Here is a 23,115-nt window from a genome sequence, read left to right on the forward strand (position 1 = left end):
AAATCGCTGGCAAAACAAAATTTTTGTATGTGATATACGCAAATTCACAATACGCATTACTTAATACTCACTACTATTTTCCCTATCTTTGTAAGATGCAGGTATCGTTCGAAGATTTTAAACTCAATAAGCAAATACTAAATGCAATCACGGATGCGGGTTATGATAAACCTACCGAGATTCAGCAGAAAGCCATAACGCCTATTCTGGCTGGACAAGATGTGATGGGGATAGCGCAGACAGGAACAGGAAAAACAGCTGCTTTTGTATTGCCTATGTTGATGAATCTGAAGTATGCTCAGGGTACCGATCCCCGAGCACTAATACTTAGTCCGACGAGAGAACTTGCTATTCAGATCGAAGAGCATATTCGCCTTCTTTCCGTCAATTTAGATTTGCGTACCGTACTTCTTTATGGTGGACTTGGACCTAAGACACAAAAGGAACTGTTGGAGAAAGGCTGTGATATTATTGTAGCAACACCAGGACGTTTTCTTGATCTTTACCTTGAGGGACATATAAATACAAAGTCCTTAAAGTTATTGGTCATGGATGAGGCAGATAAGATGATGGACATGGGATTCATCGGTAAGATCCACCGTATATTGGAAGTTGTTCCCCGTAAACGCCAAAATTTACTTTTCTCTGCTACGATGAGCGAGCTAGTACGTAAGATCGCGGGTGATTTTCTGGCTTTCCCTACCGTCATTGAGGTTACTGAACAGGCCACGCCGGCTATAACCGTTTCCCAAGCGTTGTATGCCGTGCCGAATCTCAAGACAAAGATTAACTTGCTGCAACATTTGTTTAAAGATGATGAGGCCTTTCATCGTGTTATAGTCTTCTGTAAGACAAAGGAAGTGGCTGATAATGTTTTCGGTTACTTAGAGCGCAAATTTGGTGAGGATAATGTTCGGGTCATTCATGCCAATAAAGGACAGAATACACGTATAAATTCTATTAATGCGTTTAAGTCCGGTGAGGTACGATTCCTTGTGGCTACAGATGTAGCTGCTAGAGGGCTAGATGTGTCTAATGTAAGTCATGTAATCAATTTCGATGTCCCTATTGTAATCGAGGATTATGTCCATCGTATAGGTCGCACAGGCCGGGCTTTTAGCAAAGGAGATGCTATTACTTTCGCTAATCCAGCGGAAGAATATTATGTGTCAAAAATAGAAAAGTTGATTCGTCAATCTATCCCGGTGTTCGAGCTGCCAGAAGAGGTTTTTATCGAGAAGACCCCGTATGAGGAGAAACAAGCCATTGCACGGGAAATAGACAATCAGAAAAAGAAGGATAATCCTGATTTTAAAGGGGCTTTTCATGAAAAGAAATTTGTGATTAAACAGAAAGAAGCAGCTAAGTCTGGTTATAAACCTAAGAAAGCGGCAAGCAAGTCTTCGGCAAAATCTTCTGGGTTTAAGAAAAAAGGAAAGAAGTTTAAGAACAGTTAGGGTGAAACTGACGCCACTTAATATCGCTTTAGCCTGTATCTTGGTTTGGATGATATCCGAATGGGGAAGTGAACAGGAGCAGATCATGTCTTGGGGCTGGTTGTTGGCACTAGCTATCGTTATTTCTTTGGTTGATTTGGGCTTTAGACTGTTATTTAAAGATATAAAACGCGTTTGGTTTTTACAGATCGGTTTTATATTGGTGGTCGGTATATTAATGGTGATATTAAAATTGCAGTCGGGAATCTAACTACAAAAGAATAGATTCGTACTTATCATAGAATAGAGAATAAATAGATGAAATATCCATGTAGCAGAAGTGTACAAACACGGATGACCGCGAATTACAACAATTCGTGCATTATTTAATTTTTGGATATTCCATCCCGACCGGTCGGGACAAGTTAATGACAGATAAAAGACATATTATACACATATGAAAACAGCGGAGATAAAACTAAACGTCGAGCTTGACGAAAATAATGTTCCAGAAATAATTCAATGGTCTTCAACTGATGGCGAGACTTCAGATACACTTCCTGCAAAGGCTATGTTTTTAGCGTTATGGGATGCGCAGTATAAAAATTCGTTACGAATTGATTTGTGGACAAAAGATATGCCCTACGATGAAATGAAACGCTTTTTTTACGAAACTATACAAACTATGGGGGACTCATTTCTGAGAGCCTCAGGAGGTGATCCTATGGCGGAGAAGGTAATTGGAGATCTTCGTGATTATTGTGCACATTTTGCGGAGAAAATGGAAGTATTGGAACAACAAGGCTAGTATGAATTATTTTTTAGTAAAATCTGAACCATTTAAATATAGCTGGGAGCAGTTTAATAAGGATGGCGAGACCTTTTGGGACGGTGTTCGGAATTATCAGGCCCGAAACAATCTTAAGGCAATGAAAAAGGGGGATTTGGTACTCTTTTATCATAGTAATGAAGGGAAGGAAGTGGTCGGTGTGGCTAAGGTTGTTAATGAGTTTTATCAAGACCCAACTACCGAGGATACTAAATGGGTGGTGGTCGATCTATCACCGGTTGAAACCTTAAAAAGGCCAGTAACACTGGAAACAATAAAAGCCGATGAGTTTTTGCAGAATATTGCTTTGGTAAAGCAGGGGCGTCTTTCTGTTATGCCACTTAAACAAGAAGAGTTTGACCGTATCCTCGAATTGGGGAATGGGTAACATCGTATAAAGAAAAAAGGTTCAGTTTATCGCTGAACCTTTTTTGTATTAATGGCTTTTTGCAAAGTTGATTAACTTCTTTAAGCTTTTTGCATCTTTCATTTCCATTTTTCCAGCCAGTATAAGACGTAATTCTCTACGTTGTAAAGCTTCCTCATAGAGTTTGGTTTCTTCTTCTGTTTCAGGAATTAAGTCAACTACCTTTCGAGGTTTGGTGTTTTCGTCTACAGCGACAAAAGTGTAATAAGCTTCGTTACTTTTTACTTTCGTACCTTCGGGTAGATTGTGTGCGAATATTTCCATACGTACCTCCATCGATGAACTGAATGCACGTGAAACTTTCGCTTGTATGGTTACGACCTCTCCCAGTTTAATAGATCTTTTGAAGGAAACATTATCTACAGAAACTGTTACGACTGGGCTATTAGAATGTTTCTGTGCAGCCATTGCTGAACAAATGTCCATCCAGTATAATAGTTTTCCTCCCATTAAGTTGCCAAAAGTATTTGTATCGTTTGGCAATACCAATTCGTTCATTTCTGTATACGAATCTTTTGCTTTTTTCCCGTCCATCTATCTATTGTATTGTTTTAATTGTTCTTCAATTTTTTGCAAAGATACTATAAAAGGGGTAGGGGTAAAGCCTAAAATAGTCTTGGCTTTGTCAAGAATAAAGCCTGTTCGTTGGGGTCTGTTCTGATCTTGACCAATTTCTTTAGCAGATATAGACTGTATTAAAGACTGGTCTAACTGCCAATAGTCTGCAACCTGTCGTACCGCAGATTCGATACTGAATTGCTCTCCTCCGGATATATGGAAGATCCCGCTGGCAGCTTTCTCCATGCTGAGAAAACAGGCGCGCACTAGGTCGTCTACCCATGTGGGCATACGCCATTGATCATTAACCACTTTGATCGATTTATTGGTTTCCAGTTGCTGCTTTGCCCATAGCACGAGATTACTACGTGTAGTGTCCGCTATACATCCATAGACGAGGATGGTACGGAGTATTGCGATATTGCTGTTTAAATTAAGTAAATGTTGTTCGGCTTCGGTTTTAGTCTTTCCATAGGCATTGATAGGCGTAGTTTTATCGGTCTCGCGATAATGCTCCTGCTGGCGACCGTCAAAAACAAAATCGGTCGATAAGAACGTAAGATGCGTATGATGATTCGTAGCGTACTGACCGAGAAATTTAGTTAATTCGATGTTGACAGCTTTAGCTAGTTCTGGATTTTGTACACAGGCTTCAACACTACTGATGGCTGCTGCATGTAGAATATGAGTAGGACGGAATTCAGATAATATGTCGCCTAATTTTTCCAAATCGCTGAGATCACATTGAATGAAAGATTCAGAAGAAAGAGATTTATTTCTATTAGGGGCTTTTGAGATTCCTAAAAATAGATTCTCTGTCGCGCCGTATAGCTCGCAAAATTTTTGAGCGACAAATCCGTTAGATCCAGTGATAAGTATACGCATCATTTTAGTTGGTCCAGCTAAAGTCCATTTTCGGATGTTTCATTGAATTATCAATGGCATCGATTTCAATTTTCAATATTTTCTTTAATGCAATATAGTCTATCTTTTCTGCATCATCACCAGTCTTGTGATAGTCGGGATGACCACCGGTATGGAAGAATAGTACAGGAATATTTTTTTTATAAAATGACGTTTGATCGGATCCGCCGTTGCCATCCTTACTAAGGTTGAATTTGATATCGCTACTTATGTCTTTAAATATAGGGATAAATTGCGGGCTAGTGCCATAACCTATAATTGCAAGCCCATTATCCGGGTTGTATCTTCCAATCATATCCATGTTCAACATCCAGTGGATTTGAGCTAGGGGAACTGTAGGATTTTCTGTCCAGTGTTTAGAGCCTAGCAGTCCCAATTCTTCTGCGCTGAAAGCTATAAACAGAATGTTGAAGTTTTCTTTGACAGAATTGCTGGAATAGTGACGGGCTAACTCAAGTAAGCCTGCAACCCCAGAAGCATTGTCGTCTGCGCCGTTATGTATTTTACCTATGTTAAGCGTGTCTTTTGATCCTCCGAAATTTCCAAGACCTAAATGGTCATAATGAGCCCCTATGACAATCGTTTTGGATGCGCCATTATCTAAAAAACCGATGATATTTTCTGCCCGACGTATACTGTCTGGAACAACAACCCGACGTACTTTGGCATCAAATTGTTGTCTATAACCTTTAGTGCCTTTTGGTGATAGTTTGTATTTCTTGAATTCCTTTTCAATGTAGTTCGCTGCTTTTTGTAATTGCTTACTCCCCGTTGCCCGTCCTTGCATATTGTCGGAGGAAAGATAGTATACATGTTTTTGTAACTTGTTTATATCTATTTCTTGAGCTAAGGATGCTCCAGTGGATAGACAAAAGACGAATACAAGAAGGAGGTTAAATTGTTTCATGTTTATACGGATAATGCTAGTTACAAACCTACACAAATTCGTTTTTACACACAATATAATTGCGGTGCAATATAAAAACGAAGAGCGGAAATATTCCGCTCTTCTTAAGTTTTAGTCTTCTAGTACCTCACTGTGTACACTGTCTTTTTCTTGATGTTCTTCTTTAAAATACCGTTTTTGGAAAATTAATATGAGGAAGACACCTACAGAAATTGCTGAGTCTGCAATGTTGAAGACAGGTCTAAAAAATAGGAAATGCTCACCTCCCCATATCGGTAACCAGTCTGGGAAATTTCCTTCAATTAACGGAAAGTAGAGCATATCTACCACTTTACCGTGTAGAAAAGAAGCATATCCGCCTCCCTCAGGAAAGAGAACAGCCTTTTCGTAGAAAGTACTTTCACTAAAAATAAGGCCATAAAATGCCGAATCGATAATATTACCCAGTGCACCAGCAAAAATCAAAGCCACATTAAGGATAAAACCTCTGTTATACTTGTTTTTTACCATATAGTAAAGACCATAGCCGATCCCTGATACTGCAATTATCCTAAAGACGCTCAAAAATAGCTTGCCATATTCGCCTCCAAACTCCATTCCATAAGCCATTCCAGGATTTTCGATGAAATGAATAAGAAATTTATCGCCAAGGATTTTAAAGTCTTGGCCAATGGTCATATTCAGTTTAATCCAAAATTTTGAGATTTGGTCTATTAATAAAACGATGATAATTAATGTAATAGGTCTCGTATAGCCTTTCATAGTTGATTCATAAAATGGGGCTGACTAAAAAGAGAACGTCAAAATGACGATATTTTATCTTTTTAGACAGCCCCATCTGTCATTTTTTTATTTAGTATTGTTTATTTTTCGCTTCGATGCTCAAAGTCGTATGTGGGACTGCTTTAAGGCGTTCCTTTTGGATCAATTTACCTGTCTCCCGACAGATTCCATAAGTTTTGTTCTCAATGCGTACTAAAGCGGCCTCAAGATTGTCGATAAACTTTTTCTGACGTGCTGCAAGCTGATTGGTTTGCTCTTTTTCAAGAGTAGCAGATCCGTCTTCTAGTGTTTTGTAAGTACCGGCTGTATCGTCCGTTCCGTTTGCGTTACCTCCACTTAATGTTTTTGTTAAGGCTAGGAGCTCCTCCTTTGCAATTCTTAACTTGTCCAATATAATGGCTTTGAATTCTGATAATTCAGCATCACTATAGCGGGTTTTTTCTGTGTTTTCTCCCATACTTTAATTTTTTTCGATTAATACCTCAAGTTTACTTTCATTGATTTCTATACTATCACCTCCCGTAATATTATCTTCAAAATCAAATGAATCAGCTAATATTTCCGTGCAAATATACGATAAATTATTCGTGGCAGCTTCCTTAATCTCATTATTTTGAGACAATCGAACTCGTATTCTGTCAGTTACCTCAAATCCCTTCTCCTTGCGAAGGTTTTGTACACGATTTATAAGCTCTCTCGCAATACCTTCCTGTTTCAAGTCTTCGCTGATTTGTATATCTAATGCTACCGTTAGATTTCCAAGGTTGGCAACTTGCCAGCCCGCTACATCTTCTGCAATGATTTCTACATCTTCAAGACCAATACTGTAAGGGGTACCCTCTAATTGTAACGAACCGGTCTTTTCCAATTCACTGATCTGATCCAAAGTGAATGCCTGAATCGCAGCGCTAACTGTTTTCATGTCCTTGCCTACTTTTGCCCCTAATGCTTTAAAGTTAGGCTTTATTTTTTTCTTGATAATACCTGCAGTATCTGTGATAAACTCGATGTCTTTGATATTAGTTTCCGATAAGATTAAATCTTTTACTTTCTCCACTTTCGTTTGGAAAGAGGAATCGAGGACAGGGATCAAGATTTTACTTAACGGTTGGCGTACATTGATGCTCGTTTTCTTACGTAGAGACAAGGTAAGCGAGGAAATGTCTTGTGCCAAAGCCATACGTTCTTCCAGTTCCTTATCTACTAAATCTGCATGATAAACAGGGAAGTCTGCTAAATGTACAGATTCGAATGTCTGTTTGTTTGTCGCGGCATTTAAATCAAGGTAAAGCTGATCGGCAAAGAACGGCGATATTGGGGACATTAGTTTGGCTATGGTATCTAAACAAGTGTACAATGTTTGATAGGCCGAAATTTTATCCTCTGTATAATCACCTTTCCAAAAACGACGACGGCATAGACGCACATACCAGTTACTCAAGTGTTCGTCTACGAAGTTTTGGATAGCACGGGCAGCTTTGGTTGGCTCGTAATCGCTATAGTATCCGTCCACTTCTTGCGTAAGACTATTTAACAAAGACAAGATCCATCTGTCGATCTCAGGTCTGTTGGCTAAACCTATTTCATGTTCTGCATAATTGAAATTGTCAATGTTGGCATACAATGCAAAAAAGGCGTAAGTGTTATAGAGGGTTCCAAAAAATTTGCGGCGCACCTCGTCTAATCCTTCCTCGTTGAATTTTAAGTTGTCCCAAGGAGCAGCATTACTAATCATATACCAACGGGTAGCATCTGCGCTATATTTCTCAATAGTAGCAAAAGGATCAACGCCATTTCCTAGACGTTTTGACATCTTATTGCCATTTTTGTCCAATACAAGACCATTGGATACCACGTTTTTGAAGGCGATGGAACCTGTAACCATGGTAGAAATAGCATGTAATGTAAAGAACCATCCACGAGTCTGGTCAACTCCCTCTGCTATAAAATCGGCAGGGAAGGCATTATTGTACTCTGATTTAAAAGGAAGAGCATCCCCTTTGGCCAGTTTGTCATAATCCAGTCCCCATTGCGCATAAGGCATCGCTCCCGAATCAAACCATACATCGATTAGATCGAGTTCACGGTAAAGCTTTTGACCCGCATCCGAAACTAGCACGACATGATCCACATAAGGACGGTGTAGGTCAAGTTTGTCAGTTCCGAATTTTTCTAAATATTCTTTATTAATAGCTTTTTCGGCATCGGTCAAAACAGGAGACGCTAAAGAAGCTTCTAAATAAGATTTCAATTCAGACATAGAACCAATACAGATTTCCTCGTTTTCATCCTCAGATCGCCATATTGGTAACGGCGTACCCCAATACCTCGACCTGGAAAGATTCCAGTCTACTAGGTTCTCCAGCCAGTTTCCAAAACGACCTGTTCCGGTAGCTTCCGGTTTCCAATTGATTGTTTTGTTTAAAGCTACTAACTTATCTTTGACAGCTGTAGTTTTGATAAACCAGCTATCCAGAGGATAATATAAAACAGGCTTATCCGTACGCCAGCAATGTGGGTAGGTGTGCTCATATTTTTTAACATCAAATGCCTTGTTGTCTTCCTTTAATTTGATGGCGATTAATACATCCGTTGGACGGAAATCTTTATCTGCGCGTTCTTCAGCTGAATAATATTCTTCTTTGACAAATCTGCCTGCAAAATCAGTAACTTCTTTGACAAAACGTCCTGTACGATCTACTGTTGGTACATCCTTGCCATTTTCATCTTTTACTAGAATAGCAGGAACGTCATTCTCTTTAGCTACTCTAAAGTCATCTGCACCATAAGTAGGAGCAGCATGGACGATACCTGTACCATCTTCGGTAGTTACAAAATCTCCTGGGATAACACGAAATGCCTTCTCAACCAGTTCTTCAGAGGTGATATAAGGTAACAGCTGATGGTATCTGATGCCTACTAACTCTTCGCCTTTAAATTCTGCAGCTTTTTCCCAAGGGACAATCTTGTCGCCTGTTTTATAATCTTGGAATGAAGCATTTTCTCCCTCCGCTTTGAAATGCTTAAGAATTAAGTTTTTTGCTAAAATAACGGATACGGGTTCCCCAGTGTACTGGTTAAAGGTCTTGATTTTAACATAGTCAATATTTTTGCCTACTACAAGTGCTGTATTACTCGGTAAAGTCCAAGGGGTGGTGGTCCATGCGATAAAAGCCACATCTTCGTCTGTGCTTTCTACCAAAGTAGATACCATCGGATGCAGTTGTGTTTTGTCTAGACGGAACTCAGCAACAATGGTCGTGTCTTTTACATCCTTATAGGTGCCGGGTTGGTTCAGTTCATGCGAACTCAATCCTGTTCCCGCGGCTGGAGAATAAGGTTGTATCGTATAGCCTTTATATAAAAGCCCTTTTTTATAAAGGTCTTTTAATAAGAACCATAATGTTTCGATATATTCGTTTTGATAAGTGATATAAGGATTTTCCAAATCTACCCAATACCCCATTTTTTCGGTAAGATCATTCCATAGGTCAGTGTATTTCATGACTTCTTTGCGGCAAGCATCATTATATGCTTCTACCGAGATCTTGATGCCTATATCTTCTTTGGTGATGCCCAAAGACTTTTCCACGGCCAATTCTATCGGTAAACCGTGAGTATCCCAACCACCTTTACGCTTTACCTGGAATCCTTTTAGGGTTTTGTAGCGGCAAAAAATATCTTTGATAGCGCGCGCCATCACGTGGTGAATTCCTGGCGTGCCATTTGCTGAAGGAGGACCTTCATAAAAAGTGTAAGGTTTGCTAGAAGGACGATTGGAAATGCTCTTTTCAAATATATTTTCTGTTTCCCAACGCTTTAATACTTCTTTGCCGATTTCCGGTAAATTTAACTGCTTATATTCCTTGTACATCACGTATTTATAAATCAATTTTTAAAGGTTGCTAATTTAACGATAATTAAGGAAAGGTAAAAGTGAGTAGGGGATAATATTGGGTAGAGCGATTCCGAAAAGAAAAAACTTTCATAATTCCTCTGGATCACCAAGAGGGATGAACCGATCCTGATGTTATCGGGAGAGCTCTTGAATGCCTACAATAAAGAACAATGTCATGAAAAAAGTTCTTGATGGCCATTGAGTACAAACACTTTCAGAAAAAATAAGGTTGTATTATTCGATTCGAGGGGGAGGTTGAGATAAAGCTGCTCTTAACGAGTTTCTTTAAGCCCGAAGAGCAGCTTCAAATAAGTGTTAAGCGGAAAAGCTGGATCCGCAACCACAAGTACTGGTTGCATTGGGATTATTGAAGGTAAATCCGCGTGCGTCTAGACCATTTCTAAAATCAACTTCCATACCTGCAAGGTACATTCCATGCGCCTTGTTCATAAAGACACGAATGCCTTCTATTTCGTATTCTGCATCACCCTCTTTCTTTTGGTCAAATCCGAGAATGTAATTCATGCCAGAACAACCGCCACCTTCAACTCCTAGACGAAGCCCAAAGTCAGCACTGATCTCTTGTTGGCTTATTAATTTTTTTAGTTCTTGGACAGCGCCGACAGTTAATTTAACCGGTGCTGCATCTGTTGTATGTTCGATACTCATTTTGTCTTGCCTTTCCCTATTGTTGATAGTTAAACAAAAATACATATTTTTAGCCGAAATAAATATGTGCTGATTTTTTTGACACTATATAAACAAGACTGTATAATGGAATATGTTGATTTTTTTAAAGAGCTTTTTGTTTTGGCTTTTGGCGTTTTTGTCGCGTTGGTACTCGCTTTCTATATCGTTTGGCCGAAAATTGAAAATCTTTTGTTAAAAATGAGTAACATCAATCAAAACAAAGCGTTACTCAAAGATAAAATGCAATTGCGATTTGCGGCTTATGAACGCTTAGTTTTATTCGTACATCGGATGTCTCCGGATCAATTGATGATAAGGCATCATAACATAGGGATCTCTGTTAACCAGTTTAAGCAAGCGGTAATTGCTGATATTGAATCGGAGTTTCAGCATAATTTTACGCAACAGCTGTATGTTTCGGATGCTGCATGGACTATTGTGAAAGATTTGAAAGTAAATACAATAGACCTATTGCGCAATGCGAACAAAGGACTGTCTAATGATGTGTCTTTGGATGGGTATGTTGAGCTCGTCCTAAAGCATTTGAAAGGACTAGAACTTAATCCTTATAATGCTGCGCAAGTGTTGTTGAAAAAGGAGCTCTCGGTTTAATAGGGAGTGGACTAGAATAGATAGAAGAATGCCTTTGATTGTTAAATGTTTAAAATAAGGGTTGTTTTTCAAAAGATGTACTAAAGGATTCCTTTAAAAGGTAAGATAGTCGTATATTTGCGGCAAAATAAATTATTCTCAATACCCAATAATAATTACACAAGAATGGAAAGAGATCAAGCTATCTTTAATCTAATCGCAGATGAACTAAAGCGCCAGGAAGAAGGCATTGAATTAATCGCGTCAGAAAACTTTGTGAGCAAACAAGTAATGGAGGCCGCAGGTTCTGTATTGACCAATAAATACGCTGAAGGACTCCCAGGAAAGCGTTATTATGGAGGTTGTGAAGTGGTCGATGAAATCGAGACAATCGCTATTGAGCGTGCTAAAAAACTTTTTGGTGCAGAGTGGGTAAACGTTCAGCCGCATTCTGGAGCTCAGGCTAATGCTGCGGTGTTCTTGGCTACAATTAAACCGGGTGATAAGATTTTAGGTCTTGACCTGTCTCATGGAGGCCATTTAACACATGGCTCGCCTGCAAATCTATCGGGTAAAATTTATCAACCACTATTCTATGGGGTAAAAGAGGATACCGGCCTTATCGATTACGAGCAATTAGAAGAGACTGCGCTTCGTGAGAAGCCTAAGATGATCATTTGTGGTGCTTCGGCATATTCACGTGATTGGGACTATGCTCGTATACGTAAAGTGGCTGATGAAATCGGAGCCTTACTATTGGCGGATATTTCACACCCGGCGGGTTTAATTGCTAAAGGATTGTTGAATGATCCATTACCTCACTGTCATATCGTTACTACTACAACCCATAAAACATTACGTGGGCCTCGTGGCGGGATGATTATGGTGGGTAAAGATTTTGAAAATACTTGGGGAGCGAAAACACCAAAAGGAGAAACACGTACAATCACACAACTGTTGGATTTGGCGGTATTCCCTGGTACTCAAGGTGGGCCATTGGAGCATACTATAGCTGCAAAAGCTGTTGCTTATGGTGAAGCGTTAAGTGATGAGTATTTAACTTATATCAAGCAAGTCCAAAGTAATGCACAGGCGTTAGCACAGTTCTTTGTGGATCGCGACTATAAGATTATTTCTGGCGGTACGGACAACCACTTGATGTTAGTTGATTTGCGTAACAAAGATATTTCGGGTAAAGAAGCTGAAGCTGTATTGGGAATGGCCGGTATTACTACGAATAAAAATATGGTTCCATTTGATACCCGGTCACCTTTTGTTACTTCAGGTGTTCGTTTCGGTACAGCTGCGATCACTACCCGTGGGGTGAAAGAAGCAGAGATGGTTCAGATTGGTGAGTTGATCGATGAGGCATTAAAAAGCCGTGCCGATGCAGTACAACTAGCAAAAATAGAAGGTAAAGTAAAAGCTATGATGGCTAGATTTCCTTTATATAGCTAAGAAAATACTAGATATTGTAAATAGTGCCGTGGAGTTTACTCCACGGCATTTTTGTTTAGCACTGATGCGAAGAATGTGGTATAATTATTGCATTTGAGAATTGTGAATTTATGTTAAAAGTCTCTTTTTAAATTTGAAAGATCATTTTTTTTCAGCTACTTTGGATTAGATAACGATATTTAAAACAATTAAAAATAGAAGCCTATCGAAACACGCTTACTCTAAAAAATTGAATTGCTTACATGCTCTATACTTAAAATATTAGGGGAATTATTATGAAACTACTGAAAAGCAAAACCGATCAGGAGTTAATCCGAGCCTATATCGATGGCGATGAAAATGGATTAAGGGTGTTGATAGATCGTTACAAGAGTAAGATATATACTTCTATTTATGTCCGCATCAAGGATGAGTTCCTTGCTGAGGATATTTTTCAAGAAACCTTTATAAAGGTAATCAACACATTTAAAACTGGACGCTATAATGAAGAAGGCAAGTTCTTGCCTTGGGTGATCCGTATTGCACACAATATGGTTATTGATCATTTTAGGAAAGAAAAGAGAGGCCCTTCTGTGATTAACGGGGATGGTTACGATATTTTTGAAGTGCTTAATTTTGCAGACGAAGATGCTGAGAGTAAATTGGTGCGGCATCAGGTAGATGTCGATCTTAAGAAGTTAATTCAGCTACTTCCCGACGATCAGAAGGAGGTATTGATTATGCGACATTTTTGTGATATGAGTTTTAAGGATATCGCAGAGATTACCGAAGTTAGTATCAATACGGCGCTAGGGCGTATGCGTTACGCGCTAAGTAACCTCAGAAAGATGATCGAAGATCATAACATGACATTTCAGTTTAACTAACCTCTATAGTTGTTAGTTAAGGAATAGGGCTTTCGGATGTATACCGAAAGCCCTTTTTTATATCTCGGGTTCATCAAGTAAAAAGATTGGTTAGCGTGCGGATTTTTTGACTGTTTTCTGAGAATTATGAAGCTGTAATTTGTCAAAATGACAGAATTTTTATGTTTATTTGTTGTATTCCGAGTTTTGGAATCTGTTTTGATGATATAAAAGAGTAAAGAATTGATTTTAGTTTTAATAGAAAAAATATGGGAATTTGGATTTTATTAATTGTTATTGGGATCGTTAGTATGATCGTCCAGACAAGGTTTAAAAATAAGTTTAAAAAGTATTCGGAAATGCCGTTAACCTCGGGATTGTCTGGTGCGGAGATTGCGCAAAAAATGTTACATGACAGTAATATTTATGATGTGAATATTGTTTCTGTAGAAGGACAATTGACCGATCATTATAACCCAGCTACTAGAACCGTAAACTTGAGCCCTGAGGTTTATCACGGCCGCAGTGTTGCGGCGGCGGCAGTCGCAGCCCACGAATGTGGACATGCTGTGCAGCATGCTACGGCATACTCTTGGTTGCAGTTCCGGTCTTCGATGGTTCCTATTGTTAACTTCTCATCAAAGATCGTATCCTTCACCCTGATGATAGGTGTGATGTTGGCTATATTCTCCCATAATTATCTTTTGCTACAGATAGGAGTGGCAGCTTTAGCGGTAACTACTGTTTTTAGTTTTATAACTTTACCTGTAGAGTTTGATGCATCTAAGCGCGCTTTAGTATGGTTGGATGCGGCTCATGTAACACACAGTAGGGAAGAACATAATGGAGCAAAAGATGCGTTGAAATGGGCCGCTATGACTTATGTTATTGCTGCTTTATCTGCACTTGTCACTTTATTATATTACGCATCTATCCTTCTAGGAAGAAGGGATTAAGGAAAGAAAATATATAATATTAAAGCCGAAGTAGTAAAATCTACTTCGGCTTTTTTGTGTACTCCAGCTAATTACCAGCTAGAAGATTGGTTATTATATTATACTGATAATAGAAGTAGGATAAAAGTAGATAATTCGGATTTTATTCGAATTATTCCGAATGAAGTCCGAATAAAGTCCGAATGAAGTCCGTGTTAAGTACGAATAATATATTAACTTGTACATAACATGTCTTTAGGGTGTAAGGGGTGCGTGCGAAGGATGCATTTGCATAAAAGAAGATAAATCCGTATGTACGAGAAGTTGAGAAAAAGCAAAATATTATTAACTTTGCAACTTAGCATAAGAGTTTCAAAAAATTAACTATGTTTTCAAATCTTCAGGATAAGTTAGATAGAGCCTTTAAGGTATTAAAAGGTCAAGGAAATATTACCGAAATCAACGTCGCTGAGACGATGAAGGAAATTCGCAAGGCCTTGTTGGATGCCGATGTGAATTACAAAACTGCCAAGACTTTCACGGATGACGTTAAGCAAAAGGCTCTTGGTGAAAATGTGTTGAGTAGCATTTCTCCTGGACAGTTGTTGACGAAGATCATGAATGATGAACTGACCAGTTTAATGGGAGGTGAGGTCAATGAGTTAGATCTGTCTAAAAACCCTACAGTTATTTTGATAGCAGGTTTGAATGGAGCAGGAAAGACTACTTTTACAGGTAAGCTAGCAAGTTTTTTAAAGGATAAGAAAGGGAAGAAGCCTCTTTTGGTTGCAGGAGACGTATATCGTCCGGCAGCGATCGATCAATTAGAGGTATTGGGTAGCCAGGTGGGAGTACCCGTCTATACAGATAGAAATTCAACCGATCCTATTGCAATAGCAAAGGCTGGAGTAGAGGAAGGTAAGCGTAGTGGACATAATGTAATTATTGTGGATACCGCAGGTCGTTTGGCTATTGATGAAGCGTTGATGAATGAGATAACGGCGGTTAAAGATGCAACTCAACCACACGAAATTTTATTTGTAGTAGATGCTATGACTGGACAGGATGCCGTTAATACAGCGAAAGCTTTTAACGATAGACTGGATTTTACAGGGGTAGTCCTGACTAAGCTGGATGGTGATACGCGTGGTGGTGCTGCATTGTCGATCAAGTCTGTTGTAAATAAGCCAATCAAGTTTATCGGTACGGGTGAGAAGATGGAGGCATTGGATGTATTCTATCCAGATCGTATGGCTTCCCGTATTTTAGGGATGGGTGACGTTGTGTCCTTGGTAGAGCGGGCGCAGCAGCAATTTGATGAAAAGCAGGCTGCGGAACTTCAAAAGAAAATCCGCAAGAATAAATTTGACTTTAATGACTTCCGGTCTCAAATTCAGCAGATCAAGAAAATGGGTAATATGAAGGATTTGATCGGTATGATTCCTGGGGCAGGTAAGGCGCTTAAGGATGTGGAAATCGAGGACGATGCTTTCAAACCGATAGAAGCTATTATCGATTCCATGACTCCTTTTGAAAGAGAGAATCCAGATGCTATTGATCAGAGAAGAAGAGGTAGAATTGCGAAAGGATCAGGTACGAATCTCGATGAGGTGAACAAGCTCTTGAAGCAATTTATGGATATGCGGAAGGTGATGAAGCAAATGTCTAATCCTGCTATGGCAGCAAAGATGATGCGTAATATGCCAAAGATGCCAGGTAAGCCTTTTTAAGACGAACCATTACGAAGTAATAAGATAGAGGGCCAAGGTGAAATCATACTTGGCCCTTGTTTGTTTTAGACCTAAATTTGACGGTTATTTTTAGAAAGAATAGAATTTATTGTTAATTTTGTGATTATGGACGACCATCCCACGCAACTCTCAGCTTATGGATCTATTCTCCTTATGGGGATTATCGGTATTTTATTAGTATGCGTGACGATTTTTTTAGCCAAATTAATTGCCCCAAACAAACCTAATCCAATCAAAGAAAGTACATACGAATGCGGCGAGGAGACAGTAGGATCTGCTTGGGTTCAATTCAATCCCCGGTTTTATGTAATAGCATTAATTTTCCTGCTTTTTGACGTAGAGCTGATCTTTATATTTCCTTGGTCCGTAGTTTTTGGAAATGAATCTTTGATTGCAGCCGATAATCGATGGGGGTGGTTTACATTGGCGGAGATGGCGATTTTCTTGTCTATATTGATTATTGGATTAATCTACGTCTGGCGTAAAGGGGATCTTAACTGGATTAAGGCTACCTATAAGATACCGTCGGTCGATGTTAATATCCCCCCGAGTGCCTATGCACAGTTGAATAATAAGGTATATGAAGTCCGAGATTTTAGATCCACGGAAGGTATTGTTGAATCGATGAACGATTCCCCTAAAGTGGATAATTTGGCGAAGCCCTCAGTGGGATTTAAACCAAGATTTAAAAAGCCGGGGTTATGAATATAGATGAACAATTGAGATCAGATGGCGTGATCGTCGCTAAAATAGATGATTTGTTAAATTGGGCACGTTTGTCATCCATGTGGCCGGTAAGTTTCGGTATTGCATGCTGCGCCATAGAGATGATGGGTGCCATGGCATCGACATATGATTTAGATCGATTAGGGGTCTTTCCTAGGCCCTCACCAAGGCAGTCCGATGTGATGATTATAGCGGGAACAGTCACATTTAAGATGGCCGATCGAATCAAGCGTCTATACGAGCAGATGCCCGAACCTCGTTATGTGATTTCTATGGGGTCTTGTTCCAACTGTGGAGGACCATATTGGCAACATGGATATCATGTGGTAAAAGGAGTAGATAAAATTATTCCGGTGGATGTTTACGTTCAAGGCTGTCCACCGAGACCAGAAGCACTGATCGGTGCATTTTTGGAGTTACAGAAAAAGATTGAGAAAGAGCAGATTTTTCAAGATAAGTATTTTGAAGAACAAGCCTAAGTATATAAGTTAATTATGGGAAAAGATTTTTATGGTGAGTTGCAATTGGGGATTCTTGGCGGAGGTCAGTTGGGCCGGATGCTAATTCAAGAAGCAATAAATTATAATGTAAATGTACATGTGCTAGATCCTGACAAAAATGCACCTTGTCGTAAACTCTGCAATCACTTTGAATGTGGATCGCTTAGCGACTATGATACGGTCTATAACTTTGGTAAGGATCTGGATATGATCACTATCGAAATAGAAAAAGTAAATGTTGATGCACTCGAAGCATTGGAGGATAAAGGAGTATTGGTGTATCCACAATCTCGTGTCATTCGGTTGATTCAAGATAAGGGATTACAGAAGCAATTTTTCAAGCAGAATGATATACCTACTGCGGCCTTTCAATTGATCTCTAATAAAGAATCTCTTCGCAATGCAAATCTATCATTGCCATACGTACAGAAGATGAGAAAGGATGGATATGACGGTAAGGGAGTGAAGATGATTTATACCGAAGACGATCTGGCGAACGCATTTGAAGAGCCTAGTATCATCGAGGAAATTGTGCCGTTTCAAAAGGAAATAGCGGTCATTGTAGCTCGTAATGATCGTGGAGATATGAAGACATTTCCAATGGTAGAGATGGAATTCAATCCGCAAGCTAATCTAGTAGAGTTTTTGATTTCGCCGTCTACTTATAGTTTTGAAATACAGCAACAAGCCGAAGAATTGGCGAAAAAAGTGGCTAATGATCTGCAAATTGTAGGGATCTTGGCGGTAGAGATGTTTCTTACAGAAGATGGGGAGATCTTGGTTAATGAGTTGGCTCCGAGACCACATAATTCAGGTCATCAAACGATAGAAGGTAATTTTACGTCGCAGTTTGGACAACACCTTCGTGCTATTTTTAATTTACCTTTGGGTAATACCGAAGCTAGATCAAACGCGGTGATGATAAATCTATTGGGCGAACCTGGATATGAAGGGTTAGCAACGTATGAGGGGGTAGAAGAAGTTTTGGCTATGGATGGAGTGTATCTGCATTTGTACGGCAAAAAGTATACTAAGCCATTTCGTAAGATGGGGCACGTATGTATTGTAAATTCGGATAGAGAAGTCGCGATTAGCAATGCACGTAAAGTACAGGAAATATTGAAAGTAATAGCATAAAGAATGAGTGCACAATCAGTTCAAGTAGGAATTATTATGGGGAGTAAATCGGATCTCCCTGTCATGCAAGACGCGGTGGAAGTTTTAAAGGAATTAGGTGTAGGGTTTGAAGTCACTATCGTATCCGCACACCGTACACCACACCGTATGTTTACATATGCAGAAGAAGCTGCCTCGAGAGGTATTAAAGTGATTATTGCAGGGGCAGGAGGAGCGGCGCATTTACCCGGTATGGTGGCCTCTATAACGCATCTTCCTGTAATTGGAGTGCCTGTAAAATCATCTAATTCAATTGATGGATGGGATTCGGTGCTTTCGATTTTACAGATGCCTAATGGCATTCCTGTAGCAACTGTCGCTTTGAATGCCGCTAAGAATGCGGGTATTTTGGCTGCACAGATAATCGGAACAAATAATACTGAAGTGGCGGATAATCTATTGACCTTCAAAAAAGGGTTGAAAGAAAAAGTCGAAGAGACGGCTACGGAAGTTGAAAATATGAAGTTTTAAAAGTTAAAAAGAGGCTGTTTCGTATTTAAAACTATCACGTCATTTCGACTGTAGTGCAGCGCAGTCGAAATGACGTGATAGTTGACTTTTGATACCCCCCCTTTTTATTTGCTTAAGAAACGTTGAACATAGTCATAGCTACTTTTAATGCTTTCAAATTTGTTCGGAAGATAAATATCATCTTGTTCTACAAAAGCATATTCTAAGCCGGATTGTTTTGCGTTTTGAGCGATGTTAACATAATCAATCTGTCCTGTTCCTACCTCCGTAAATCGTACCTGTTTTTGGATAGAGTCGAACGGTAGTTTATCAAACTTTTCGCCAACAATAGGTTCTGCATAGTTCTTATCCATATCTTTTACATGCCACATCGTAAAACGACCAGGATATTTTTGAAAGTATGATTGGGCACTTAATCCAGCTTTTTCAATCCAATAAATGTCTAATTCGAAGCTTACAAGGTCGGGCTCTGTGAAAGCGACTAATATATCTAATCCCTTGGTTCCGTTGGCAAAATCCCGAAATTCCCAGAAATGATTGTGATAAGCCATCTTTACACCAGCTTTTTTTGCTACTTCACCTGCCTTATTGAGCTGTTCTGCTGCATATTGATAGTCTTCAGGTTTTAAATTATTGAGATCATCCATTGGTGTTACAGGAGCTACCACATATTTTTGCCCCAATTCGACAGCAGTCTCGATGTACTTTTCGATATTTTCCTTGTCTGTGTGGTGTCGACTTAGATATTTACTAAGATCATAATGGCCACTATGGGTGTTTAAATTAATGTCGGCCATTATCTTTTTTAATTCAGGTACTTTCAATCCCCAGAACGAGTTTTCGCTGGTTTGGAGGCCGAAAGTTTCAATATGGCTATAACCGATACGTGCGACAGTTTCTAAGGTAAGTTTAGGGTCTTGGACTAACAGATCTCGGAGGGAATAGATCTGTAAACCTATATTTGCAAAAGGGCCTTCCTTTTTTAGCGAATTTTGAGTACATGCGGTTAGCATAGAAGAACCAAAGTAAGTCCCCATTAATCCTAGGCCAGTCTTTTTGATAAAATTACGTCTTGTGGTCATTATTTGTCGTTTGAAGGAATACTAAAATTAATAAATGATAATCACAATTCCCAGCAATAAAAAAAGCTATCCCTAGAGATAGCTTTTTTTATTGCTGGTATAATGAATTTATACAGTCATGATATCTTTTTCTTTCAACTCAGCCAGTTGGTCTACTTTTGCGATATAACTGTCTGTTAGTTTTTGAACTTCAGCTTCACCAAGTTTTATTTCGTCCTCAGAAGCACCGTCATTTTTTAGTTTCTTGATGGATTCGTTAGTATCCTTGCGGATATTACGAACACCGACACGTCCTTTTTCAGCTTCTTCTTTCGCTTTTTTTACTAAATCGCGTCTTCTTTCTTCTGTCAAAGGAGGAACAACCAAACGTATTACAGAACCATCATTTTGTGGATTTAATCCAATGTTGGAGTCCATAATTGCTTTTTCAATGGCACCAAGAAGATTTTTTTCCCAAGGTTGGATGACGATAGTACGTGCATCAGTAGTATTGACGTTACTTACTTGAGATAGTGCAGTAGCAGATCCATAATAATCTACATGTATACCGTCTAACATAGATGGGGTAGCCTTTCCTGCCCGAATTTTAGTAAGTTCTGATTCGGTATGCTGCACTGCTTTTGTCATTTTCTCTTTGCAGTCATCCAATTCTATTGATATCAGTTCGTTCATATGTTTGTAGTTTTATTTTTTTAGCTAACAATAGTCCCGATATGTTCTCCGTCAGCTAGCTTCCTTAAGTTGCCCGGCTTGTTCATATCAAAAACTATAATTGGCAGGTTATTTTCCTGACACAGTGTAAAAGCAGTCATATCCATAACATTTAACCCTTTTTGGTATACCTCGGTAAAGGAAATGTTGTCAAAACGGGTCGCGGTAGGATCTTTCTCTGGATCTGCAGAGTAGATTCCATCCACACGTGTACCTTTTAATACAGCATCTGCATTGATTTCAATCGCTCTCAATGATGCAGCTGTATCTGTAGTGAAGTAGGGATTTCCAGTGCCTGCTCCAAAAATTACGATTCTGCCTTTTTCTAAGTGTCTTACAGCTCTTCTACGGATAAATGGTTCACAGATTTGTTCCATTTTGATTGCTGTAAGTAATCTTGTTTTTAAACCTACTTTTTCCAAGGCATCTTGTAAGGCCATACTGTTGATTACTGTTGCCAACATTCCCATGTAATCTGCCTGTACTCTGTCCATCCCTGCTTTTTCAGCGCTCAGACCTCTGTAGATATTTCCTCCTCCGATGACGATTGCAATTTCTAAGCCTTGTTCGTGAATTTCTTTAATGTCTCTGGCATATTGAGCAACTCTGTTGATATCAATGCCATAATTCTGCTCTCCCATTAGAGCTTCACCGCTGAGTTTTAGTAGGATACGTTTATATTTCATGCTTGATTTTTTTGGAATATTTCCAAAAGTCAAAGATATAATTTTTTTTTCGCCTAAAGTGTGCTGAATGTGATTTGTTTTACTTTTTTACGCTTTCAATGGCTTTGTTATAATACCCTTCATATAAGGGAAGAATTTGTTTGATATCAAAGTCCTTGGCCCTAGCATAAGCTGCTTTTTTAAAGTTCTCTAGCCGCTCACAGTCTTCCAAAATATAAACGGCATTTTTAGCCATGTCGTCTACATCGCCTATGTTGCTCAAAAAGCCGGTAACCCCGTTTACGTTTAGCTCAGGCAATCCCCCAGCATTGGACGACACAACAGGTACACTACAGGCCATAGCCTCTAATGCCGCCAGTCCAAAACTTTCGGAGGAAGAGGGCATAAGAAAAAGATCCGAAACGGATAATATTTCCTCTATGGCATCTTGTTTTCCGAGAAAACGTACGCAATTAGATATGCCTAATTGTCTGGATAATTCTTCTGCATTTGTTCGTTCCGGGCCATCTCCAACCATCAGCAATTTACTCGGGATCTTTTGGTTTACCTGGTGAAATATGCGTACGACATCACTTGTGTTTTTTACCTTTCTGAAGTTGGAAGTATGTACCATGATGCGCTCGTTGTCCGGTGCTATCGCTCTTTTGAAATGTTCTCTCTTTTTATTTACAAATCGGTTGAGATCGATAAAATTTGGGATGACTTCAATATCTCGGGTAATATCAAAAAATTCTAAGGTCTGCTTTTTTAAGCTTTCAGATACGGTGGTAACGCCATCCGATTCGTTGATCGAAAACGTAACTACCGGTTTAAAACTTTTGTCCTTTCCTACCAGCGTGATATCTGTACCGTGCAATGTGGTTACTACCGGGATGTCAATGCCGTAGGTCCGTAGTATTTGCTTGGCGAGGTAGGCCGCAGACGCGTGAGGAATGGCATAGTGTACGTGTAGTACGTCGAGTTTTTCAAAGCGTACAACATCAACTAGTTTACTGGCTAAAGCGGATTCATACGGAGGGAAATCGAACAGCGGGTACTGTGATACAGCTACCTCATGATAGAATAAGTTTTCAGAGAAAAAGTCCAATCGTGCAGGTTGACTATAGGTTATGAAATGTACTTGATGTCCTTCTGAAGCCAATCCTTTACCTAGTTCCGTCGCTACTACTCCTGAACCACCAAATGTGGGGTAACAAACTATTCCTATTTTCATGAAGTTTTGTTTATATATTTATAACATTCAAATTTAAATAACGTTTTACAATCATTTTGCAATAAAATCGTAAAGTTTATCGGATGGAGATTAATTTAGAAGAATTAAAAAAAGAAGTCGCATTTAAGACCTCTCGTTCGGGTGGATCCGGTGGACAAAATGTAAATAAAGTAGAAACTAAAGTGACATTATTGTGGGATGTAATAAACTCTAAAATATTCTCCTCCTTACAAAAAGATTTGATTCAATCCAAGTTAGCACACCGTATATATGCAGAAGGATGGTTACAGTTGGAGGCGTCTGAGAGTAGGAGTCAACTCGCAAATAAAGAAATAGCAGTTGAAAGATTATTTGATTTGCTGGTAAAGGCGCTGACCCCCACAAAAAAACGTATACCTACGAAGATACCACGGGCTAAAGTGCTAGCTCGTCTGGATCGAAAGACGAAGCAATCGGAGAAAAAATCCAATCGGAGATGGCGTATCGACTGATTATCAGGAGAGCGAATCAGCTTTTTG

At 39.3% G+C, this 23,115-nt stretch carries 25 protein-coding genes; 14 read left to right on the top strand and 11 right to left on the bottom strand.

Annotation, left to right across the window (positions count from 1 at the left end):
• Positions 1-95 precede the first annotated feature (95 nt).
• From B5X76_RS03090 to B5X76_RS03105, 4 genes are all read left to right on the top strand, one after another.
• Positions 96-1,457 (top strand): DEAD/DEAH box helicase, encoded by a 1,362-nt coding sequence (locus tag B5X76_RS03090; RefSeq protein ID WP_079641130.1) that lies wholly within the window; start codon positions 96-98, stop codon positions 1,455-1,457.
• 1 nt (position 1,458) lies between these two features.
• Positions 1,459-1,707 (top strand): hypothetical protein, encoded by a 249-nt coding sequence (locus B5X76_RS03095; protein ID WP_245800925.1) that lies wholly within the window; start codon positions 1,459-1,461, stop codon positions 1,705-1,707.
• 186 nt (positions 1,708-1,893) lie between these two features.
• A complete protein-coding gene (gene gldC, locus B5X76_RS03100; protein WP_079641131.1) occupies positions 1,894-2,244 on the top strand; it encodes a gliding motility protein GldC in 351 nt (116 codons plus the stop codon).
• Position 2,245: 1 nt separating this feature from the next.
• Positions 2,246-2,653, top strand: a complete 408-nt coding sequence (locus tag B5X76_RS03105) for an EVE domain-containing protein (protein WP_079641132.1) — start codon at positions 2,246-2,248, stop codon at positions 2,651-2,653.
• 48 nt (positions 2,654-2,701) lie between these two features.
• Here the strand turns inward: B5X76_RS03105 and B5X76_RS03110 are convergent, their stop codons facing one another.
• The 7 genes from B5X76_RS03110 to B5X76_RS03140 all read right to left on the bottom strand — a co-directional run bounded on the left by B5X76_RS03110 (position 2,702) and on the right by B5X76_RS03140 (position 10,431).
• Complete coding sequence (locus B5X76_RS03110) at positions 2,702-3,226, bottom strand: acyl-CoA thioesterase (protein WP_079641133.1); 525 nt, start codon at positions 3,224-3,226, stop codon at positions 2,702-2,704.
• Positions 3,227-4,138 carry an SDR family oxidoreductase gene (locus tag B5X76_RS03115; protein ID WP_079641134.1) on the bottom strand — a complete coding sequence of 304 codons (912 nt, stop codon included), beginning with the start codon at positions 4,136-4,138 and terminating at the stop codon, positions 3,227-3,229.
• A gap of 1 nt (position 4,139) precedes the next feature.
• Positions 4,140-5,081: a M20/M25/M40 family metallo-hydrolase gene (locus B5X76_RS03120; RefSeq protein ID WP_079641136.1), complete on the bottom strand. Its 942-nt coding sequence runs from the start codon at positions 5,079-5,081 to the stop codon at positions 4,140-4,142.
• A 111-nt stretch (positions 5,082-5,192) separates the two neighbouring features.
• The gene (locus B5X76_RS03125) at positions 5,193-5,843 is read right to left on the bottom strand and encodes a lipoprotein signal peptidase (RefSeq protein ID WP_079641139.1); all 651 of its coding nucleotides are present in this window, start codon (positions 5,841-5,843) and stop codon (positions 5,193-5,195) included.
• A 91-nt stretch (positions 5,844-5,934) separates the two neighbouring features.
• Positions 5,935-6,321: a TraR/DksA family transcriptional regulator gene (locus tag B5X76_RS03130; protein ID WP_079641141.1), complete on the bottom strand. Its 387-nt coding sequence runs from the start codon at positions 6,319-6,321 to the stop codon at positions 5,935-5,937.
• Between the two features lie 3 nt (positions 6,322-6,324).
• Positions 6,325-9,738 carry an isoleucine--tRNA ligase gene (gene ileS, locus B5X76_RS03135; protein ID WP_079641143.1) on the bottom strand — a complete coding sequence of 1,138 codons (3,414 nt, stop codon included), beginning with the start codon at positions 9,736-9,738 and terminating at the stop codon, positions 6,325-6,327.
• Between the two features lie 339 nt (positions 9,739-10,077).
• On the bottom strand, positions 10,078-10,431 hold the full coding sequence (locus B5X76_RS03140) for a HesB/IscA family protein (RefSeq protein WP_079641145.1): 354 nt from the start codon (positions 10,429-10,431) through the stop codon (positions 10,078-10,080).
• A 105-nt stretch (positions 10,432-10,536) separates the two neighbouring features.
• Between B5X76_RS03140 and B5X76_RS03145 the strand changes: the two genes are divergently transcribed.
• From B5X76_RS03145 to purE, 9 genes are all read left to right on the top strand, one after another.
• The gene (locus B5X76_RS03145) at positions 10,537-11,064 is read left to right on the top strand and encodes a DUF7935 family protein (RefSeq protein WP_079641147.1); all 528 of its coding nucleotides are present in this window, start codon (positions 10,537-10,539) and stop codon (positions 11,062-11,064) included.
• Between the two features lie 165 nt (positions 11,065-11,229).
• A complete protein-coding gene (locus B5X76_RS03150; RefSeq protein ID WP_079641149.1) occupies positions 11,230-12,501 on the top strand; it encodes a serine hydroxymethyltransferase in 1,272 nt (423 codons plus the stop codon).
• A gap of 275 nt (positions 12,502-12,776) precedes the next feature.
• Complete coding sequence (locus B5X76_RS03155; RefSeq protein WP_079641151.1) at positions 12,777-13,367, top strand: RNA polymerase sigma factor; 591 nt, start codon at positions 12,777-12,779, stop codon at positions 13,365-13,367.
• A gap of 248 nt (positions 13,368-13,615) precedes the next feature.
• Positions 13,616-14,302 carry a zinc metallopeptidase gene (locus tag B5X76_RS03160; protein ID WP_079641153.1) on the top strand — a complete coding sequence of 229 codons (687 nt, stop codon included), beginning with the start codon at positions 13,616-13,618 and terminating at the stop codon, positions 14,300-14,302.
• Between the two features lie 365 nt (positions 14,303-14,667).
• Positions 14,668-16,011: a signal recognition particle protein gene (gene ffh, locus B5X76_RS03165; protein ID WP_079641155.1), complete on the top strand. Its 1,344-nt coding sequence runs from the start codon at positions 14,668-14,670 to the stop codon at positions 16,009-16,011.
• Between the two features lie 126 nt (positions 16,012-16,137).
• A complete protein-coding gene (locus B5X76_RS03170) occupies positions 16,138-16,737 on the top strand; it encodes an NADH-quinone oxidoreductase subunit A (RefSeq protein ID WP_079641158.1) in 600 nt (199 codons plus the stop codon).
• Positions 16,734-17,237 (top strand): NADH-quinone oxidoreductase subunit B, encoded by a 504-nt coding sequence (locus B5X76_RS03175; RefSeq protein ID WP_079641160.1) that lies wholly within the window; start codon positions 16,734-16,736, stop codon positions 17,235-17,237. Before B5X76_RS03170 ends, B5X76_RS03175 begins: the two co-directional genes overlap by 4 nt.
• Positions 17,238-17,252: 15 nt before the next feature.
• On the top strand, positions 17,253-18,395 hold the full coding sequence (locus B5X76_RS03180; protein WP_079641163.1) for a 5-(carboxyamino)imidazole ribonucleotide synthase: 1,143 nt from the start codon (positions 17,253-17,255) through the stop codon (positions 18,393-18,395).
• Positions 18,396-18,398: 3 nt separating this feature from the next.
• Positions 18,399-18,905: a 5-(carboxyamino)imidazole ribonucleotide mutase gene (purE, locus tag B5X76_RS03185; RefSeq protein WP_079641165.1), complete on the top strand. Its 507-nt coding sequence runs from the start codon at positions 18,399-18,401 to the stop codon at positions 18,903-18,905.
• A 104-nt stretch (positions 18,906-19,009) separates the two neighbouring features.
• Here the strand turns inward: purE and B5X76_RS03190 are convergent, their stop codons facing one another.
• From B5X76_RS03190 to bshA, 4 genes are all read right to left on the bottom strand, one after another.
• Entirely contained in the window at positions 19,010-19,987 is a 978-nt protein-coding gene (locus B5X76_RS03190; protein WP_079641167.1) for a sugar phosphate isomerase/epimerase family protein, read from the bottom strand.
• A 108-nt stretch (positions 19,988-20,095) separates the two neighbouring features.
• Positions 20,096-20,659: a ribosome recycling factor gene (frr, locus tag B5X76_RS03195; RefSeq protein ID WP_079641170.1), complete on the bottom strand. Its 564-nt coding sequence runs from the start codon at positions 20,657-20,659 to the stop codon at positions 20,096-20,098.
• A gap of 20 nt (positions 20,660-20,679) precedes the next feature.
• Complete coding sequence (gene pyrH, locus B5X76_RS03200) at positions 20,680-21,384, bottom strand: UMP kinase (RefSeq protein ID WP_079641172.1); 705 nt, start codon at positions 21,382-21,384, stop codon at positions 20,680-20,682.
• 79 nt (positions 21,385-21,463) lie between these two features.
• Complete coding sequence (gene bshA, locus B5X76_RS03205; protein WP_079641174.1) at positions 21,464-22,597, bottom strand: N-acetyl-alpha-D-glucosaminyl L-malate synthase BshA; 1,134 nt, start codon at positions 22,595-22,597, stop codon at positions 21,464-21,466.
• 83 nt (positions 22,598-22,680) lie between these two features.
• Between bshA and arfB the strand changes: the two genes are divergently transcribed.
• Entirely contained in the window at positions 22,681-23,088 is a 408-nt protein-coding gene (arfB, locus tag B5X76_RS03210; RefSeq protein ID WP_079641176.1) for an alternative ribosome rescue aminoacyl-tRNA hydrolase ArfB, read from the top strand.
• Positions 23,089-23,115: the final 27 nt, after the last annotated feature.

This window comes from Sphingobacterium nematocida (assembly GCF_900168125.1).
GTDB lineage: Bacteria > Bacteroidota > Bacteroidia > Sphingobacteriales > Sphingobacteriaceae > Sphingobacterium > Sphingobacterium nematocida.

Bases quoted from the DNA above. Each gene is read 5' to 3' on its own strand.
- B5X76_RS03090 (WP_079641130.1), top strand. From the start codon at position 96: ATGCAGGTATCGTTCGAAGATTTTAAACTCAATAAGCAAATACTAAAT.
- gldC (WP_079641131.1), top strand. From the start codon at position 1,894: ATGAAAACAGCGGAGATAAAACTAAACGTCGAGCTTGACGAAAATAAT.
- B5X76_RS03105 (WP_079641132.1), top strand. From the start codon at position 2,246: ATGAATTATTTTTTAGTAAAATCTGAACCATTTAAATATAGCTGGGAG.
- B5X76_RS03110 (WP_079641133.1), bottom strand. From the start codon at position 3,226: ATGGACGGGAAAAAAGCAAAAGATTCGTATACAGAAATGAACGAATTG.
- B5X76_RS03115 (WP_079641134.1), bottom strand. From the start codon at position 4,138: ATGATGCGTATACTTATCACTGGATCTAACGGATTTGTCGCTCAAAAA.
- B5X76_RS03120 (WP_079641136.1), bottom strand. From the start codon at position 5,081: ATGAAACAATTTAACCTCCTTCTTGTATTCGTCTTTTGTCTATCCACT.
- B5X76_RS03125 (WP_079641139.1), bottom strand. From the start codon at position 5,843: ATGAAAGGCTATACGAGACCTATTACATTAATTATCATCGTTTTATTA.
- B5X76_RS03130 (WP_079641141.1), bottom strand. From the start codon at position 6,321: ATGGGAGAAAACACAGAAAAAACCCGCTATAGTGATGCTGAATTATCA.
- ileS (WP_079641143.1), bottom strand. From the start codon at position 9,738: ATGTACAAGGAATATAAGCAGTTAAATTTACCGGAAATCGGCAAAGAA.
- B5X76_RS03140 (WP_079641145.1), bottom strand. From the start codon at position 10,431: ATGAGTATCGAACATACAACAGATGCAGCACCGGTTAAATTAACTGTC.
- B5X76_RS03145 (WP_079641147.1), top strand. From the start codon at position 10,537: ATGGAATATGTTGATTTTTTTAAAGAGCTTTTTGTTTTGGCTTTTGGC.
- B5X76_RS03150 (WP_079641149.1), top strand. From the start codon at position 11,230: ATGGAAAGAGATCAAGCTATCTTTAATCTAATCGCAGATGAACTAAAG.
- B5X76_RS03155 (WP_079641151.1), top strand. From the start codon at position 12,777: ATGAAACTACTGAAAAGCAAAACCGATCAGGAGTTAATCCGAGCCTAT.
- B5X76_RS03160 (WP_079641153.1), top strand. From the start codon at position 13,616: ATGGGAATTTGGATTTTATTAATTGTTATTGGGATCGTTAGTATGATC.
- ffh (WP_079641155.1), top strand. From the start codon at position 14,668: ATGTTTTCAAATCTTCAGGATAAGTTAGATAGAGCCTTTAAGGTATTA.
- B5X76_RS03170 (WP_079641158.1), top strand. From the start codon at position 16,138: ATGGACGACCATCCCACGCAACTCTCAGCTTATGGATCTATTCTCCTT.
- B5X76_RS03175 (WP_079641160.1), top strand. From the start codon at position 16,734: ATGAATATAGATGAACAATTGAGATCAGATGGCGTGATCGTCGCTAAA.
- B5X76_RS03180 (WP_079641163.1), top strand. From the start codon at position 17,253: ATGGGAAAAGATTTTTATGGTGAGTTGCAATTGGGGATTCTTGGCGGA.
- purE (WP_079641165.1), top strand. From the start codon at position 18,399: ATGAGTGCACAATCAGTTCAAGTAGGAATTATTATGGGGAGTAAATCG.
- B5X76_RS03190 (WP_079641167.1), bottom strand. From the start codon at position 19,987: ATGACCACAAGACGTAATTTTATCAAAAAGACTGGCCTAGGATTAATG.
- frr (WP_079641170.1), bottom strand. From the start codon at position 20,659: ATGAACGAACTGATATCAATAGAATTGGATGACTGCAAAGAGAAAATG.
- pyrH (WP_079641172.1), bottom strand. From the start codon at position 21,384: ATGAAATATAAACGTATCCTACTAAAACTCAGCGGTGAAGCTCTAATG.
- bshA (WP_079641174.1), bottom strand. From the start codon at position 22,597: ATGAAAATAGGAATAGTTTGTTACCCCACATTTGGTGGTTCAGGAGTA.
- arfB (WP_079641176.1), top strand. From the start codon at position 22,681: ATGGAGATTAATTTAGAAGAATTAAAAAAAGAAGTCGCATTTAAGACC.